This is a genomic window from Variovorax sp. H27-G14, assembly GCF_046156345.1.
Taxonomy (GTDB): Bacteria; Pseudomonadota; Gammaproteobacteria; order Burkholderiales; family Burkholderiaceae_C; genus Variovorax.
This window is the reverse complement of the sequence record NZ_JAYLVN010000016.1, coordinates 1-16089: the sequence shown is the minus strand read 5'-3', so window position 1 is coordinate 16089 and position 16089 is coordinate 1. Positions and strand designations below refer to the sequence as shown.

The following is a 16089-nucleotide window of genomic DNA, read 5'->3' as shown; positions in this document are numbered from 1 at the left end:
TCGGCACCCAAAATCTCAGCCAAAAAAGCCCATGAACGCCGAATCTGTTACATCCACGGCCCTCTCGAATAGTGTAGGACGTGCGCTCGAAATATCCCTCCGAGGCGCTGACGAGCTGCTGCCGAAGGACGAGTGGGTGCGCAAGCTGCAGCGCTCCGAAGCCACCGGGACACCGCTGCGCATCAAGCTGGGCCTGGACCCGACGGCGCCAGACATTCACATCGGTCACACCGTGGTGCTGAACAAGATGCGCCAGCTGCAGGACCTGGGGCACCGGGTGATCTTTTTGATCGGCGACTTCACCAGCACCATTGGCGACCCCTCCGGGCGTAATAACACCCGCCCGCCGCTCACCCGCGAGCAGATCGAGGCCAATGCCCAGACTTACTACAAGCAGGCCAGCCTGGTGTTGGACCCCGAGAAGACCGAGATTCGCTATAACTCCGAGTGGAGCGACCCTCTGGGCGCCCGCGGCATGATCCAGCTGGCCGCCAAGTACACGGTGGCCCGCATGATGGAACGCGACGACTTCACCAAGCGCTTCAAGGCCGGCCAGTCGATTTCGGTGCACGAATTCCTGTACCCGCTGATGCAGGGCTACGACTCGGTGGCGCTCAAGAGCGACCTGGAACTGGGCGGCACCGACCAGAAGTTCAACCTGCTCGTCGGGCGCCATCTGCAGCAGGAGTACGGCCAGGAGCCGCAGTGCATCCTCACCATGCCGCTGCTGGAGGGGCTCGACGGCGTCGAGAAGATGTCCAAAAGCAAGAACAACTACATCGGCATCAGCGAAGAGGCCAACACCATGTTCGCCAAGGTGCTGTCGATCTCCGACGACCTGATGTGGCGCTGGTACACGCTGCTGAGCTTCCAGTCGCTCGAGCAGATCGCCGCGCTGAAGGCCGAGATTGCCGGTGGCCGCAACCCGAAGGACGCCAAGGTGGCGCTGGCCAAGGAAATCACCACCCGCTTCCACAGCGCGGCGGCGGCCGACGTGGCCGAGCAAGACTTCATCAACCGCAGCAAGGGCGGCGTGCCGGACGAAATTCCAGAGGTGTCGCTGTCCGGCGCGCCGCTGGGCATTGCCCAGCTGCTGAAGCAGGCCAACCTGGCCGCGTCGGCGGGCGACGGCAACCGGCTGATCGAAGGCGGCGGCGTGCGGGTGGATTCGAGCGTCATCAGCGACAAGGCGCTGAAGCTGCCCGCCGGAACCTACGTGGTGCAGGTCGGCAAGCGCAAGTTCGCTCGCGTGACGCTGAGCTGAACCTGCCGGCCGTGAAGGCCGAGAGGGCCGTGAAGGCCGGTCAGCGCACCTCGATGGTCACGCGCCGGTTGCGCGGCTCGTCCACCTCGTCGGCGGTCGGCACGGCCAGTTCGCGCTCGCCACGGCCCACGGCCTCGATGCGGCTGGCCGGGAACTGGCGCTCGATGAAGAGCTGGGCCACTTCCTGCGCCCGGCGGCGCGACAGCAGGTCGTTCTGCTCGCCGCTGCCCTTGGTGTCGGTGTGGCCCGTGACCACGATGTCGCTGCCGCTGCGCGCCAGCGCCGCGGCCGTGGCCTCGGCCATGATCTGCTGCGAGGCGGCCGTCAGCGTGGTGCCGCCCAGCTCGAAATACACCGTGTAGCGCTGCGGCAGGGGCGGGCGCATGTCGAACAGCGACTTGTTGTCGGCCTGCACCTTGGCCGCGTCGGCCTGGTCGACCACCGGGGCGCCGCTGGCGCCCAATGCGGCCGTGGCGCGCTGGTAGGGCATGGATAGCAGTTCTTCCCCGTCCTTGGAGCGCACCACCACGGCGGAGGGCTTGCCGTCGGCCTGGGGCAGCAGCACCACCCGCGTGCCGGGCGCGGCACAGGCCGCAAGGAGCAGGGCCACCAGAGCGGTCGCAACCAGGCCGGTGCGGCGAAACGTCATCTTCATGGCTGCCGGTCCGCCTGCACGATGAAGTCGGTGCCGCGAATGCCGATGGTGGCCGTCTGCGTCTCGACCCGCACCGCGTCGGGGTTGGTCTTGCCGATCAGGCCGGTGATCATGCGCATCGAGCCGCGCAGCAGCGACACCAGCATGCCGCCTTCGTGCGTGGTGCCGTCGAAGTGGAACTCTTTCAGGTCCAGTTGCGACGAGGGGCCGACGATAAGCGTGGTGTCGTCGCGCAGCACCACGGCGGCGGATGAGTCGGGGCCGGTCACGATGCGGTCGACCGCGCCAATGGCGTCGCCCGGAGTGGCGGCGCGCGTGGCGCCGGAACCATTGAGCAGTTGCACGTTGCCGCGCACGGACTTCACGAAACCTGCCTGCAGGTCGGCCTTGGCGGCCACGGCAGGTGCTGCTGAAACAGGGGGAGCGGGCGGCGTCGACGGCGGTGTCTGTGCCTGGGCCAGTCCGGCCGAGCCCACAATGGCAAGGCCACACAAGGCGATCACGAATTTGTTCATCATCTGGAGCTGGGTCTGGTTTTCTGCGAAGGATTGTTTCGCAATGGTCAGAAATGTTAATGCGAAGGCGTTACACATGGTCACGGCGCCGATAATTCAAATGATTCATGCGGTCTATTACCGCTTTTGATGTGGCCATTTGCCTAATTTTCCACGGATTTGCATGACGTTTACCCCCAAGGCGCTGCTCCGCGTTTCCGTGGCGGTCGCGCTGCTGACCATTCTGCTCAAGGGTTACGCAGGCTACCTCACCAATTCCATGGGCCTCATTTCGGACGCCATGGAGTCCTTCGTGAACCTGGCCAGCGCCATGTTCGCACTGGCCATGGTGACCATTGCGGAGCGGCCCGCCGACGACGAGCATCCCTACGGCCACCACAAGGCCGAGTATTTCTCCTCCGGCTTCGAAGGCATCCTGATCGTGGGCGCCGCCATCGCAATTCTCTGGGTCTCGGTGCAGCGGCTGATGGCGCCGCAACCGCTGGAGCAACTGGGCTGGGGCCTGGCGCTGTCGGTGGTCAGCTCGGGCTTCAACGCGGCGCTGGCCGTCGTGCTGTTCCGCGCGGCCCGCGAGCACCGCTCCATCGCGCTGGAGGCCGACGGCCGCCACCTCATGACCGACGTCTGGACCTCGGCCGCGGTGGTGATCGGCATCGTGGGCGTGCAGCTCAGCGGCTGGCTCTGGCTCGACCCGCTGCTGGCCATTGGCGTGGCGCTGAACATCGTGCGCGAGGGCGTCAAGCTGGTGTGGCGCTCCTCGCAGGGCCTGATGGACGAAGCCCTCGACCCCGAGACCCTGGCCACCGTGCGGGCGACCCTCAACGACTTTGCCGCCCGCATGCCCGAAGGCGCGCGGCTGCGCTTCGACGACATGGTGACCCGCAGCGCCGGCCAGCGCCGCTTTGCCGACCTGCACATGCACGTGCCCGGCGAGTGGACCCTGCAGCACGCCGCCGACATGCGCGACCAGCTCGAACAGGCCCTGATGAACGCCGTGCCCGGCCTGCGCGTCACCATTCAGCTTTTGCCCCTGACCATGGAAGCGCGCGCCAACCAAAGCGGCGAGCCCCACCCCCTATGAAAGCCGTTCTTCAGCGCGTTGCCCATGCACGTGTCGACATTGCCGGGCGCACCGTGGGCGCCATCGACGCCGGCCTGCTCGTGCTGTTGTGCGCCGAGCGTGGCGACGTCGATGCGCTGGCCGACCGCATGCTCGCCAAGATCCTGAAGCTGCGCATCTTCTCGGACGACGCCGGCAAGATGAACCGCAGCGTGCAGGACATCGGCGGTGGCCTGCTGGTGGTGAGCCAGTTCACTCTGGCGGCCGACGTGAGCGGCGGCAACCGCCCCAGCTTCACCCAGGCCGCGCCGCCCGACGAGGGCCGCCGCCTCTATGACTACTTCGTGGCCCAGGCGCGCGCCGCGCACCCGGTGGTGGCCACCGGCGAGTTCGGCGCCGACATGCAGGTGCACCTGCTGAACGACGGCCCTGTCACCATTCCGCTGCAGATGACGGCGTAGCCAGCGCAGCGCAGCAGCCGGGCAGATCAATAGGGGCTGCGGATGCCCATTTCCGCCAGGATCTCGACTTCATACGCTTCCATTTCGTCGGCGTCGGCTTCGCTGGTTTCGTGGTCCCAGCCCTGAGCGTGCAGAGTGCCGTGCACCAGCAGATGGGCGTAGTGGTTGGCCAGGGTCTTGCGGTTTTCCTTCGCTTCGCGCGCCACCACGGGCGCGCACAGCACCAGGTCGGCCATCACGAGCGGGCTTTGCGCATAGTCGAAGGTGAGCACGTTGGTGGCGTAGTCCTTGCCACGAAACTCGCGGTTCAGGCGTTGGCCTTCTTCGGCGTCGACGATGCGCACGGTAATTTCACCGTCGATGTCCAGCGCATGCCGAATCCAGCGCGTGACGCTGTGGCGGGGCAGGGCGGCGCGGTGGCGTTCCACGCCCTTGAAGCGGCCGAACTGCAGGGAGAGGGAAAGTGCAGGCATGGCCATGTCATTGGCTCCGTCGTGTGTTGTCTGGTTTTGAGGTTGGGTCGTTCGGGTCGTTCAGGGCGTGTGCACAGGCCGCCGGGTACTCCCCTCCGCGAATGTCCCCCGGGCTTCGCCCTCCTCCTTTATTTCGCTGCGGGGAGCACCCGACGCCCTGTGCACCTGGGCACGCTCTGGGTGATCGCACGATCAACGACCGCTCCGCATGACGCACACGCCGATGGGGTGCCTTGCGCAGCGAAATAAAGGAGGAGGGGCGAAGCCCCGGGGGACATTCGCGGAGCAAGGTACCCCGTCGGCGTGGGCGCGCCCTGAACGAAACCCGAATTGCACCCTAGTGCCCCGTAGCCCGCTTGCGCTGCCCGTCATACGCATCGACGATCTTCGCCACCAGCGGGTGACGCACCACGTCCGCGCTGGTGAAGTGCGTCATGGCAATGCCGCTCACCCGCTTGAGCACCCGCTCCGCGTCGATCAGCCCGCTGAGCTGCTGCTTGGGCAGGTCGATCTGGCTCACGTCGCCCGTCACCACCGCGCGCGCACCGAAGCCGATGCGCGTGAGGAACATCTTCATCTGCTCCGGCGTCGTGTTCTGTGCTTCGTCCAGGATCACGAATGCGTTGTTCAACGTGCGCCCGCGCATGAACGCCAGCGGCGCAATCTCCAGCGCGTTGCGCTCGAACGCCTTCTGCACCTTCTCGTAACCCATCAGGTCGTACAGCGCGTCATACAGCGGGCGCAGGTACGGGTCGACCTTTTGCGTCAGGTCGCCCGGCAAAAAGCCCAGCCGCTCGCCCGCTTCCACCGCCGGGCGCGTCAGCACGATGCGCTGCACCGCCGCGCGCTCCAGCGCATCGACCGCACAGGCCACCGCGAGGTAGGTCTTGCCCGTGCCCGCCGGGCCGATGCCGAACGTGATGTCGTGCTTGGCAATGTTGTCCAGGTACGCCGCCTGCGTGGGCGTGCGCGCGCGCAGGTCGGGGCGGCGGGTGACCAGCATGGCCGCGTCGTCGTCGCCCTCGGTCATCGAGCCGTCGCCGGCCAGCGTGAGCTGCACCACGGCCGGGTCGATGGCCCGCTGCGCGATCTCGTAGAGCGCCTGCAGCACGTCCATGGCGCGTTGCGCGGTGGCCTTGGGGCCGTCCACCTTGAACTGCTCGTGGCGGTGGGCGATCTTCACGCCCAGGGCTTCCTCGATGCGGCGCAGGTGCGCGTCCACGGGGCCGCACAGGTGGCCCAGGCGCGAGTTGTTCAGGGGGGTAAAGGTGTGTCGCAGAATCACGCCGGACATTTCAAGGAAAAGGGCACCCATGATAGGCAAACTGACCGGCACGCTGGCCGAGCGCAATCCACCCCAGGTGGTTGTGGACTGCAACGGGGTCGGCTACGAGGTCGACGTGCCCATGAGCACGTTCTACAACCTCCCGGCCACCGGCGAGCGCGTGTCGCTGCTCACGCACTTCGTGGTGCGTGAGGACGCGCAGATTCTCTACGGCTTCGGCACCTCGGAAGAGCGCGGGGCTTTCCGCCAGCTCATCAAGATCACCGGCGTGGGCCCGCGCACCGCGCTGGGCCTGCTGTCGGGCATGAGCGTGGCCGAGCTGTCGCAGGCCATCACCACGCAGGAGCTGGGCCGGCTCGTCAAGATTCCAGGCATCGGCAAGAAGACCGCCGAGCGGCTGCTGCTGGAGCTCAAGGGCAAGCTGGGCGCCGACCTCGGCCTGCCCGCGCATGCCGCCTCCGACGCGCAGGCCGACATCCTGCAGGCGCTGATTGCGCTGGGCTACAGCGACAAGGAGGCCGCGCTGGCGCTGAAGGCGCTGCCCAAGGACGCGAGCGTGAGCGACGGCATCAAGCTGGCGCTGAAGTCTCTGGCCAGATGAGCCTGCGCGGCACGTGGTCGCGCATCGAGGCGCTGCGCCATCCGTCCGCGGGCAGCGACGAATGGCTGGTTCGCGCGGCGCTGGTGGGCTGCGTGCCCATTCTGCTGGCCTACGCCACGGCCGGCCTGGTGTACGGCAACCTGCCGATGTTCACGCCCGGCGGCTTCGTCGACATGCCGGGCGCCTGCGCCTGGCTCACGGCCACCATGGCGTTGGCCATCGCCATCTTCGTCGTCGACTGGCTGGTGCGCGGTGAGCTGACGGTGCCGCCCGCGCCCTCGGTCACCGTGAGCGTCAAGCGCTGGCAGCACGGCATGGCGCGGCAGCCGACGCTGCCGCCCTACATGCTGTCGTCGCCCCGCTCGTCCTGGCTGCGCATCGCTTGCCTGAGCACCGCCGCAGTGGCGTGCGCGTCCGCGCTAGTCGGGCGGGCCACGCTGGCGTTCGGCTGGCAGGCCTTTGCGCGGCCGGGCGGCTTTGCGCCCCAGGCGGAGTGGCCGCTGTATCCGCTGCAATGGGTCTGGCCCTGGCTGCTGCCCCTGGCGCGCAACCGCTTCGTGCTGGGGCTGATCGGCGTGGGCGTGGGCCTGTACGTGCTCGCACTGCTGCTGCAATGGCGCAAGGTGCGGGGCGCGTGGTTTGCGTTGCTGTTCGTGGTGCCGATGCTGCTCACGCTCAACTTTCTGGGCTCGGCGGGCTTCGACTTTGCCGCCGCGCGGCAGCTGGGCGGTTTCGACGAACCCGAACTGGTGGCGGCGCTGGCGCAGAACCCCGGCCGCTACAACGCCTTCACCTTTCTGAGCCTCTGGGGCGCGATCGGTTTCGGCACGGTGGGGCTGATCGTCGGCTTCGTGCTCGGGCGGTCGAAGGAGATGGACGAGAACGGCTGAGCCCCGCGCTCAGGGGTAGATCTTTTCGCCCTTGGCCAGCATGTCGACGAACTTCTCGATGCGCCGCTCCCGGGTCTCCGGCTTCTTCGCGCCCTGCGTGCGGAACAGCACCGCATAGCGGTTCTGCGCGTTCAACGTGGCGAAGAACGCCGCGGCCTGCGGGTTGGCCTCCAGCGCGGCCTGCAGGTCGGGTGGCACGGTGGCCACGCGGGCGCCTTCGTAGGCCGCGTCCCAGCGGCCATCGGCCTTTGCGCGTTCCACCTCGGCCAGACCGGCGGGCTGCATGCGGCCGGCCTCGATGAGCTGGCAGGCCTTGTCCCGGTTGATCTTCGACCACATGCTGCGCACGGTGCGCGGCGTGAAGCGCTGCTGAAAATACTGCGCGTCGTGGCTCTTGCGCTGGCCGTCGATCCAGCCGTGGCACAGCGCCTCTTCCACCGCCGCGGCGTAGCCGACCGATGCGATGCCGCTGTCCTTCTTGGCGATGCGCAGCCAGATGCCCGCGGCGCTGGCATGGTGGTGCAGCAGCCAGCGCGTCCAGGCCGCCGCGTCGGCGCATTCGAGCGGCGCGTCGTGCTGAACGCGCCCGGCGGCCTTGGTCATGGCACCCACCAATAGCGCAGAGCGTGAAAGTAGATGGGCGCCGCGAAGATCACCGAGTCCAGCCGGTCGAGCATGCCGCCGTGGCCTTCGATCATCGAACCCCAGTCCTTCACGCCGCGGTCGCGCTTGATGGCCGACATCACGAGCCCGCCGAAGAAGCCCATCAGGCAGATGGTGAGCGCCATCAGCGCGGCCTGCCACGGGTTGAACGGCGTGGCCCAGTACAGCGCGGCGCCCAGCGCGGTGGCGCTGGCCACGCCGCCAATGAGGCCTTCCCAGGTCTTGGAGGGCGACAGCTCGGGCGCCACCTTGCGCTTGCCGAACAGCTTGCCCCACACGTACTGCAGCACGTCGCTGCCCTGCACCACGATCACCAGGAACGCGATCAGCAGCAAGTTGCGGCCCTCGAAGCCCGGAATCTGCAGCGTGAGCAGCGCGGGCACGTGGCTGATGCAGAACACGCACACCATCAGCCCCCACTGGATCTTGGAGGTGCGCTCCAGAAAGCGCTGCGTGTCGCCGTTCAGGGCCGCCAGAATGGGCAGCAGCAGAAAGGCGTAGACCGGGATGTAGATGGAGTACAGCCCGTACCAGTCGATCCAGATCAAGAAGTACTGCCCCGGCAGCGCGATGAAGAACGCCAGCGCAATGGCCCCGTGGTCGCCGCGCCGCGTGTAGGCCAGGCTGATGAACTCGCGCAGCGCGTAGAACGAGATCAGGTAGAACAGCACGATCACGCCGCCCTTGCCAAAGGCAAAGGCAATGCCGATGACCGCCACCATCACCCACCACGCATTCACGCGCGAGTTGAGGTTGTCGATCACCGAATGCGGCTGGCCGTGCGCCACGCGCCACTTCAGCAGCGCGCCGATGGCCGAGGCCAGCACCAGCACGCCGAAGACGCCGCCGAAGAGCTTCAGGGTGGTCCAGGCGAAGGGGGAGAGTTCGATCATGCGGCGCTCCCGCCGTTCTGGCCGCTGGTTCCGCCGTTGTTGCCGTTGCCGTTGCCGTCGGTGCGGTCGTATTCAGGCCGCATGTCCAGCATGGCCGTGCGCGCGCGCGCCAGGAACGACACCTTGTCTTCCCCCTCCGCCAGCACCAGCGGCGTGCCGAAGCGCACCGTGCAGGCCAGCGGAATCGGCACCAGCACGCCCTTGGGCAGCACGCGCTTGAGGTTCTCTATCCACACCGGCACCAGCCGCACATGCGGGCAGGCACGCGCCAGGTGGAACAGGCCGCTCTTCAGCGGCAGCAGGATGTCTTCGCCCGTGTTGCGGGTGCCCTCGGGAAACATGATGAGCGAGTCGCCGCCTTCCAGCGCCTCCTTCATCTGGTCGACCGGGTTGCCGCCCTGGCCGGAGCCGTCGCGCCGGATCATCAGCGCGTTGAACACGTCGCGGCCGATGAAGTTGCGCAGCTTGGAGGCCTCCCAGTAGTCCTGCCCCGCCACGGGCCGCGTGAGCGCGCGCAGGTCGGGCGGCAGCGTGGCCCACAGCAGCACGAAGTCGCCGTGGCTGGTGTGGTTGGCGAAGTAAAGCGTCTGGTCGGCCTTGGGGCTCGTGCCCGACCAGATGGCACGCACGCCGGTCAGCAGGCTGGCCACGCCGATGATCAGCTTGCCCGCCACGATGGCCAGCCCGCGCCGCAGCACGGTGCTCTCGGGGTTGTCGTTGTTCTTGTTGTCTTCGGCGGTCAAGAGAGATCCTGTGTCATCAAGGCAAGGAGAAACATGGCGCTCTGGCAGGCGACCACGATGGCGTGGCGCTGCATGAGCTGGCGGGTGCCCTGCACGCGGTCGTCGAGCGCGCGCGGTGCTTGTTGTTGTTGCTGTTGCGGCGCTTCGCGCAGCCCGAGGGACGACAGCGCCTTGTCGAGCGCGCCCAGCGAGGCGACGGTGCCGCGCGCGAGGCCGTCGAACAGCGCCTCGTCGAAGCGCAGGCGAAACGCGAAGTAGCGCTCCAGCGCGCCCAGGATCACGACCGCGCCAAAGGCCATGGCGGACGTGTTCGAGAGCGAGCGCAGCGTCAGCGCGAGCACCAGCGCGGCGATGCAGGTGAGCGCAAAGCCCCACAGGGCCAGCAGCGCGGCGGCGCGCAGCAGGCCGGCCAGCGCGGTGCAGGTGGTGCGTTCGTTGTCAGTCATGGCGGGATACCTCCGGCAGCGTCGATGGCTGCTTCAGCGGTTGCAGGCTTCAGCAGTTGCAGCGCCGCGCGCCAGTCGCCGCCCAGCACGGTCTGCGGACGGGCACGGCGCACGACGGCCTCGGCCTGCGCCACACCACCGGCGGTGCCATGGCAGCCCAGCCAGGCGATGGACGCGGCCGCGCTGCGCGAGAAGCCGAGTGCGCAGCAGACCCACACGGTAGCGCCTTCGGCATGGTGCGTAGCGTTTTCCGCACCAGGCGCAGCGCCTTGCGCACTGCGTCGCTGGCCTTCGATGACCTCCGCCGCTCGCCGCAGCCGCACCGTGGGCGGCACGCTCAGGTCGAGCAGCGGCACGCAGCGCGCGTGCGCAATGCCGGCCGGCAGCTGCAGCTCGGCGCACAGGCTCACCACCCGTGGCCTGCCGGCGGCCAGCCATTCGGCGTGCGTCGGCCGGCGGCCCAGCCGCAGGCCGGGCACCACCTCGACAGAGGCCGGCAGCCTGCGCGTCCACAGCCACGCGTTTACGGCCGCGCTCAGCCGGTAGGGCGCAAGCATCCAGCGCGCCGCCCAGCCCATGCGGCCATGGCCGTTCATCTGGAAGCCCCGCGCGCCAAAGCCGGCGTAGTTCAGCGCCACCAGCGCCAGCGACGCGGCCGGCCATGCCAGCCACAGCGCAACGCCCCCGCCGTACAGCGCCGCGGCCAGGCACAGCACCGCGCCCGCTGCATAGAAGCCGGCCAGCTTCCACCGTTGCGCGTCGTGCGTGAGCCGCCAGGCGCGCGGCATCGACACCACGCGCTCCAGCGGCCACAGCCACACGCAGAACAGCCCCAGCAGCGCACCGGTCGGAATGTCGATGAAGTGGTGCTGCCACGTCGTCAGCACCGACGCGCAGATGGCAAAGGCCCACACATGCAGCACCAGCCGCGCCCACAGCGCGCGCAAGAACTGCCGGTACCAGTCCCACAGGATCACCGCCAGCGCAATGTGCAGCGAAGGCGCCTGGTTGAACGGCTGGTCGAAGCCGCGCAGCGCGTTGAACAAGAAGGCCGGCGCCCCCTCCACCGGCGGCTGCCCGAAGCTGAAGTGCAGCGGCCACGCAATGAAGCAGCTGCACGCAACGAGCGTGGCCGTGACCAGCCGCAGCGCATGCCTGTCGAGCGTGTGCTTGCTGCGCGCCAGGAACAGCGACAGCGCGTAGAAGACGTTGATGGTCCAGTACGGAAAAATCGTCCACGGCCAGAACGGCACCTGCCGCTCCCACTCGAAGGCCATCGACGGCACGTGGGCGCGCGTGGTGGCCCACCAGTTGGCGAAGCCGTAGGTCGCATAGAACAGCGGCCCCAGCAACACCAGCCAAAGAGCGGCGCGCTTCCAGGGCCGCCGTGCCAGCCAGGCGGTCATTGGGTGACGCGTACCGCCAGCGACACCGTGAAGATGCCCCACTCGTCGACCCGCTGGTCGATCTTGCGAAAGCCCGCTTCTTCCACCAGCTGGTCCATCTCGTACTGGGTGCGGCGGCGCATCACCCAGGCTTCGCCCTGGCGGTGGCTGGTGAGGGCGCGCGCAATCATCTCCAGCTGCGGATGCCACGGCTGGCCGGTGTAGACCAGGTAGCCCCGGTCTTCCACCGCATCGCCCACGCCCGCGAGCGAGCGGCGCACCATTTCGTTGTCGGGGAACAGCTCGTACAGGCCCGACACCACCGCCAGCGTGGGCCGCGGCGTGACGGTGGCCAGGCTCATGCGGTCGAAGGCGTCGGCCTGCACGAACTGCGCAATGTCTTCCAGGCCCTTCTCGGCAATGAGCGCGCGACCGTCGCGCACGTTGATGTCGCTGTAGTCGCGCAGCAGAATCGAGCTGGCCTTCACCGGGCTGGCCTGCACCGCGTCGAGCACGTAGCGGCCGTGGCCGGCGGCAATGTCCATCACGCGCACCTCGCGGTGCATTTCTGCCAGGCGCTCCATGGCGATGCGCAGCAGCTCTTCGACGTGGATCTTGCGCTGGCGAATACCGCGCCAGCCAATGGAGTTCAGGTAGGTGTTGTCCACCGAGCGGCCCAGGGCCGAGCTGCCCTTGGGCTGGTTGCGGTACACGTAGTCGAGCGTGCTGCCGGAATCAAAGCCCGTGTCGTGCCCCAGCTTGATGCCGTCCGACATCGTGCCGCCCAGCTTCAGGCTGGCCCGCGTGATGGCCCAGTACGCGCCGCGCGGCGACAGCGGCGACAGCGGCTCGGCCAGCGCGCGCGACTCGTCGGCCGTGTCGCCGCTCAGGTGCGCCTCGCGCCGGTCGACCGGCACGGCGGGCTCGTCGAAACGCTGCAGGATGAACGCGCGAATCTGCGCCACGGCCGGCGCCCGGTCTTTCTCGCCCAGCGTGTCGTGAAAGAAGCCCGGCAGCTCGGTCTTGGTTTTCACCGCGCTGCCCAGCCGCTCGAAGAACTGGTGCTGCGGCTTGTGGTGCACCACCCAGTCGGCGCCTGAAATCAGCAACTGCACCGGCAGCGTGATCGCGTTGGCGTCTGCCACCACGCGGTCGGCGGCCTCGTACAGGCCCAACAGAATGTTGACCGCAATGGGGCGCGAGATGAGCGGGTCGCTCTCGTAGCTGGCAATGCGCGCGGGGTCGTGCGTGAGGAACTTCGCTTTCACGTAGCTGTTGACGAAGAACAGGCCGCGCAGCTTGTGCATCAGCCCCAGCCCGGCGCGCGCGAACGGCACGTACAGCTTCACCTTGAAGGCTGGCGAGGCCAGCGTGAGGCCGCGCACCTTGGGCGCGTAGTCGTGCGCCCAGGTGGCGATCAGCACCGCGCCCACGCTCTGCGCCACCACGTGGATGTCGTGCTCGGGCACGCCGTGCGCGGTGCCGATGTGCTGCACGAAGGTCTGCACGTCGCGCACCGAGGTGCCAAAGCTCGGGCTGTAGCCGCGCTGGCCGGGCGAGCGGCCATGGCCGCGGGCGTCCCAGGCGTAGAAGTCGAAGTCGGGCAGGTTCAGCTCGTCGACCAGGTGCGCCATGCGGGCGCCGTGCTCGTGGCCGCGGTGGAACAGCACGACGGCGCCGCGCCGCACGGCGCCCGTGGCGGGCCAGCGGCGGTAGAACAGCGATTCGCCGTCGTGCGTCTGGAAATGAAGTTCTTCGGGAACACGGGGGGTGGCGTTCTGCGCGGCGTTCGGTGCGACGCCTGAGTTGGTGTCTGTCATTGAATCCCTGTGAGTTTTTTATTGGTTGATCTTTTCAGCGGCACGGCGCTCAGCGCGGTGCGGCCTCGGCTTCCGCCAGCGCCCGGCGGATGCGGTTGACCGTGGTCCAGGCCACCAGCACCGCCAGCAGCGGCATCAGCCAGCCGACCCAGCCCGGCAGCGGCCAGCCCAGCGCCACGTACAGGCCGAGCGCGCCGAACACGAAGGCCCGGTCGCTCTTGCCCAGCGGGCCGTCGTAGCGGCGCGAGGCGCCCACCGTGGGGCCCAGCGCGCCGGCAAATTCGCTCAGGCCGGCCAGCACGATCACCGTGCCGACCCAGAAGCCGCTGAACGGCGCCACCAGCGCAAAAGGCAGGTACAGCGCCGCGTCGGAGACCACGTCGGTCAGTTCGTTGAGAAAGGCGCCCAGCTTGCTTTGCTGGTGGTGCTCGCGCGCCAGCATGCCGTCGATGGCGTTGAAGGCCATGCGCAGGAACATCCACAGCGGAATGAATGCGAAGGCGCAAACGGAGGGCGCCGCAAAGAAGAGCCAGAGGCCGAGCGCGACCGACACGGCACAGGCCGCCAGCGTCACCTGGTTGGCGGTGACACCCATCGCATGGAGGCGAACCACCAGCGGGCGCAGCAGCGCCTGGAAACGCGGCTTCAGTTCGTAGATGGACACGTGCTGGCTTCCCCTCGTTTGTTATTTGGCCGTATATATGGTGGCTGGATACACGGTAGCTGGATACACGGCCGAAGCATTCTGCCAGTGTGGCAGGCACTAAACTCGTAGTCGAAGAACCCCTCTCATGACCATCCAGACAGACGATTTCGCCCCCGCTCCTCAACGTGTGGCGTCACGCGTGGTGTCCGCAGCGCCCGCCTCGCCCAACGAAGAGGCGATCGAGCGGGCCTTGCGCCCCAAGCTGCTCGACGAGTACGTCGGCCAGGCCAAGGTGCGCGAGCAGCTGGAGATCTTCATCGGCGCCGCGCGCAAGCGCAAGGAAGCCCTCGACCACGTGCTGTTGTTCGGACCGCCCGGCCTGGGCAAGACCACGCTGTCGCACATCATTGCGGCCGAACTGGGCGTCAACCTGCGCCAGACCTCCGGCCCGGTGCTCGAAAAGCCCAAGGACCTGGCCGCGCTGCTGACCAACCTCGAGCCCAACGACGTGCTGTTCATCGACGAGATCCACCGGCTCAGCCCGGTCGTCGAAGAAATTCTGTACCCCGCGCTGGAGGACTACCAGATCGACATCATGATCGGCGAGGGCCCCGCGGCGCGCAGCATCAAGCTCGACCTGCAGCCCTTCACGCTGGTGGGCGCCACCACCCGTGCCGGCATGCTGACCAACCCGCTGCGCGACCGCTTCGGCATCGTGGCGCGGCTGGAGTTCTACACGCCCGAAGAGCTCGCGCTCATCGTCACCCGCAGCGCGCGGCTGCTCAAGGTGGAAACCGACGAAAGCGGCGGCTTCGAAATTGCCCGCCGCTCGCGCGGCACGCCCCGCATTGCCAACCGCCTGCTGCGCCGCGTGCGCGACTACGCCGAGGTGAAGGGCAACGGCCGCATCACCGAAGACATCGCGCATAAGGCGCTGGCCATGCTCGACGTCGATCCGCAGGGCCTCGACCTGATGGACCGCAAGCTGCTGGAGGCCGTGATCCACCGCTTCGACGGCGGCCCCGTGGGGCTGGACAACGTGGCCGCCAGCATCGGCGAAGAGCGCGACACCATCGAGGACGTGATCGAGCCCTACCTCATCCAGCAGGGCTACCTGCAGCGCACCCCGCGCGGGCGCATCGCCACGCTGGCCGCCTACCGCCATCTGGGCGTGCTGCCGCCTTCGGGCCGCGTCGAAGGCCCCGACCTTTTTTGAGCCTGAATTGCCATGCACACCCATGACCTGAGCGCCTGGAAGCACGACCACCACTTCGGCACCGACACCGCGTCGGCCGAGCGCAGCACGCGCCTGGTGATGTGGATCACCGCCGTGATGATGGTGGTGGAAATTGGTGCCGGCTGGTGGTTCAACTCCATGGCGCTGCTGGCCGACGGCTGGCACATGAGCTCGCACGCGCTGGCCATCGGCCTGAGCGCCTTTGCCTATGCGGCCGCGCGGCGCTATGCACGCGACCCGCGCTTTGCCTTCGGCACCTGGAAGATCGAGGTGCTCGCCGGCTTTGCCAGCGCGCTGGTGCTGCTGGGCATCGCGGCGCTGATGGTGGTGGGCTCGCTGGAGCGGCTGTGGTCGCCCTCGGCCATTCACTACCCCGAAGCCATTTCGGTGGGGGTGCTGGGACTGGTGGTCAACCTGGTGTGCGCGCGGCTGCTGGGCGGGGCGCACCACCATCATGGGCACGACCATGGGCATGAACATCATGGCCACGACCATCATGGGCATGACCATGCGCAGGCCGAACACGGCCACGACCTGAACCTGCGCTCCGCCTACATCCACGTGGTGGCCGACGCCGCCACGTCGGTGCTGGCCATTGCCGCGCTGCTCGGCGGCTGGTTCTACGGCTGGGCCTGGCTCGACCCGGCGATGGGCATCGTCGGCGCGGTGCTGGTGGCGGTGTGGGCCAAGGGGCTGCTGAAGGAAACCGGCAAGGTGCTGCTCGACCGCGAGATGGACCACCCCGTCACCGAAGAAATTCGCGAAGGCGTCGAGACCACGCTGGCCGCGTCGGAAACCCGCGTGGCCGACCTGCACGTGTGGCGCGTGGGCCGCGATGCCTATGCCTGCGCACTGACCGTGGTGACGCATTCGCTCACGCTCACGGCCGACGAGGTGCGTGCGTGCTTCTCGATGCACGAAGAGATTCGGCACTCGACGGTCGAGATCCAGCGCTGCGTGGACTGAGCCGGTCTTGCTCCTCCCCCTTCCGGGGGGAGGCTGGGAGGGGGGCATGCAGAGCGCCCGGTGGATACGCCGCTTGCCCCCACCCC

Annotated in this window: 18 protein-coding genes; 7 read left to right on the top strand and 11 right to left on the bottom strand. The window is 68.0% G+C overall.

Annotated elements, in window-relative coordinates; genetic code table 11:
* Window positions 1-31: 31 nt before the first annotated feature.
* Window positions 32-1264 (top strand): tyrosine--tRNA ligase, encoded by a 1233-nt coding sequence (tyrS, locus tag VLK31_RS27230; protein WP_409171601.1) that lies wholly within the window; start codon window positions 32-34, stop codon window positions 1262-1264.
* 40 nt (window positions 1265-1304) lie between these two features.
* Here the strand turns inward: tyrS and VLK31_RS27225 are convergent, their stop codons facing one another.
* Window positions 1305-1919: an OmpA family protein gene (locus VLK31_RS27225; RefSeq protein ID WP_409171600.1), complete on the bottom strand. Its 615-nt coding sequence runs from the start codon at window positions 1917-1919 to the stop codon at window positions 1305-1307.
* Window positions 1916-2437, bottom strand: coding sequence for a FecR domain-containing protein (locus VLK31_RS27220; protein WP_409171599.1), 522 nt, complete (start codon window positions 2435-2437; stop codon window positions 1916-1918). Before VLK31_RS27220 ends, VLK31_RS27225 begins: the two co-directional genes overlap by 4 nt.
* A 160-nt stretch (window positions 2438-2597) precedes the next feature.
* Here VLK31_RS27220 and VLK31_RS27215 point away from each other — a divergent pair, with 160 nt between their 5' ends.
* Together VLK31_RS27215 and dtd are read left to right on the top strand one after the other, a co-directional pair.
* Window positions 2598-3515 carry a cation diffusion facilitator family transporter gene (locus VLK31_RS27215; protein WP_409171598.1) on the top strand — a complete coding sequence of 306 codons (918 nt, stop codon included), beginning with the start codon at window positions 2598-2600 and terminating at the stop codon, window positions 3513-3515.
* Complete coding sequence (gene dtd / locus VLK31_RS27210; RefSeq protein ID WP_409171597.1) at window positions 3512-3955, top strand: D-aminoacyl-tRNA deacylase; 444 nt, start codon at window positions 3512-3514, stop codon at window positions 3953-3955. The genes VLK31_RS27215 and dtd overlap by 4 nt, the downstream gene beginning before the upstream one ends.
* 26 nt (window positions 3956-3981) lie before the next feature.
* On the opposite strand, the gene ybeY is transcribed toward dtd, so the two are convergent.
* Complete coding sequence (ybeY, locus tag VLK31_RS27205; protein WP_409171596.1) at window positions 3982-4434, bottom strand: rRNA maturation RNase YbeY; 453 nt, start codon at window positions 4432-4434, stop codon at window positions 3982-3984.
* A gap of 331 nt (window positions 4435-4765) precedes the next feature.
* Complete coding sequence (locus tag VLK31_RS27200; RefSeq protein WP_409171595.1) at window positions 4766-5722, bottom strand: PhoH family protein; 957 nt, start codon at window positions 5720-5722, stop codon at window positions 4766-4768.
* A gap of 19 nt (window positions 5723-5741) precedes the next feature.
* Between VLK31_RS27200 and ruvA the strand changes: the two genes are divergently transcribed.
* The gene (gene ruvA, locus VLK31_RS27195; RefSeq protein WP_409171594.1) at window positions 5742-6314 is read left to right on the top strand and encodes a Holliday junction branch migration protein RuvA; all 573 of its coding nucleotides are present in this window, start codon (window positions 5742-5744) and stop codon (window positions 6312-6314) included.
* Window positions 6311-7204 (top strand): hypothetical protein, encoded by an 894-nt coding sequence (locus VLK31_RS27190; protein ID WP_409171593.1) that lies wholly within the window; start codon window positions 6311-6313, stop codon window positions 7202-7204. Before ruvA ends, VLK31_RS27190 begins: the two co-directional genes overlap by 4 nt.
* 9 nt (window positions 7205-7213) lie before the next feature.
* On the opposite strand, the gene VLK31_RS27185 is transcribed toward VLK31_RS27190, so the two are convergent.
* From VLK31_RS27185 to VLK31_RS27155, 7 genes are read right to left on the bottom strand one after another with little or no spacing between them, the layout of a single operon-like run.
* A complete protein-coding gene (locus VLK31_RS27185) occupies window positions 7214-7807 on the bottom strand; it encodes a YdeI/OmpD-associated family protein (RefSeq protein ID WP_409171592.1) in 594 nt (197 codons plus the stop codon).
* The gene (locus VLK31_RS27180) at window positions 7804-8760 is read right to left on the bottom strand and encodes a phosphatidate cytidylyltransferase (RefSeq protein WP_409171591.1); all 957 of its coding nucleotides are present in this window, start codon (window positions 8758-8760) and stop codon (window positions 7804-7806) included. The genes VLK31_RS27185 and VLK31_RS27180 overlap by 4 nt, the downstream gene beginning before the upstream one ends.
* Window positions 8757-9503, bottom strand: a complete 747-nt coding sequence (locus VLK31_RS27175; RefSeq protein ID WP_409171590.1) for a lysophospholipid acyltransferase family protein — start codon at window positions 9501-9503, stop codon at window positions 8757-8759. The genes VLK31_RS27180 and VLK31_RS27175 overlap by 4 nt, the downstream gene beginning before the upstream one ends.
* Window positions 9500-9949, bottom strand: coding sequence for a hypothetical protein (locus VLK31_RS27170; protein WP_409171589.1), 450 nt, complete (start codon window positions 9947-9949; stop codon window positions 9500-9502). The genes VLK31_RS27175 and VLK31_RS27170 overlap by 4 nt, the downstream gene beginning before the upstream one ends.
* Window positions 9946-11355: a phosphatase PAP2/dual specificity phosphatase family protein gene (locus VLK31_RS27165; protein WP_409171588.1), complete on the bottom strand. Its 1410-nt coding sequence runs from the start codon at window positions 11353-11355 to the stop codon at window positions 9946-9948. The genes VLK31_RS27170 and VLK31_RS27165 overlap by 4 nt, the downstream gene beginning before the upstream one ends.
* Complete coding sequence (locus VLK31_RS27160) at window positions 11352-13154, bottom strand: bifunctional alpha/beta hydrolase/class I SAM-dependent methyltransferase (protein ID WP_409171587.1); 1803 nt, start codon at window positions 13152-13154, stop codon at window positions 11352-11354. The genes VLK31_RS27165 and VLK31_RS27160 overlap by 4 nt, the downstream gene beginning before the upstream one ends.
* 49 nt (window positions 13155-13203) lie before the next feature.
* Window positions 13204-13818, bottom strand: a complete 615-nt coding sequence (locus tag VLK31_RS27155; RefSeq protein WP_409171586.1) for a CDP-alcohol phosphatidyltransferase family protein — start codon at window positions 13816-13818, stop codon at window positions 13204-13206.
* Window positions 13819-13945: 127 nt separating this feature from the next.
* Here VLK31_RS27155 and ruvB point away from each other — a divergent pair, with 127 nt between their 5' ends.
* The gene (gene ruvB / locus VLK31_RS27150) at window positions 13946-15016 is read left to right on the top strand and encodes a Holliday junction branch migration DNA helicase RuvB (RefSeq protein WP_409171585.1); all 1071 of its coding nucleotides are present in this window, start codon (window positions 13946-13948) and stop codon (window positions 15014-15016) included.
* A gap of 12 nt (window positions 15017-15028) precedes the next feature.
* Window positions 15029-16003 (top strand): CDF family Co(II)/Ni(II) efflux transporter DmeF, encoded by a 975-nt coding sequence (gene dmeF / locus VLK31_RS27145; RefSeq protein WP_409171584.1) that lies wholly within the window; start codon window positions 15029-15031, stop codon window positions 16001-16003.
* Window positions 16004-16089 lie beyond the last annotated feature (86 nt).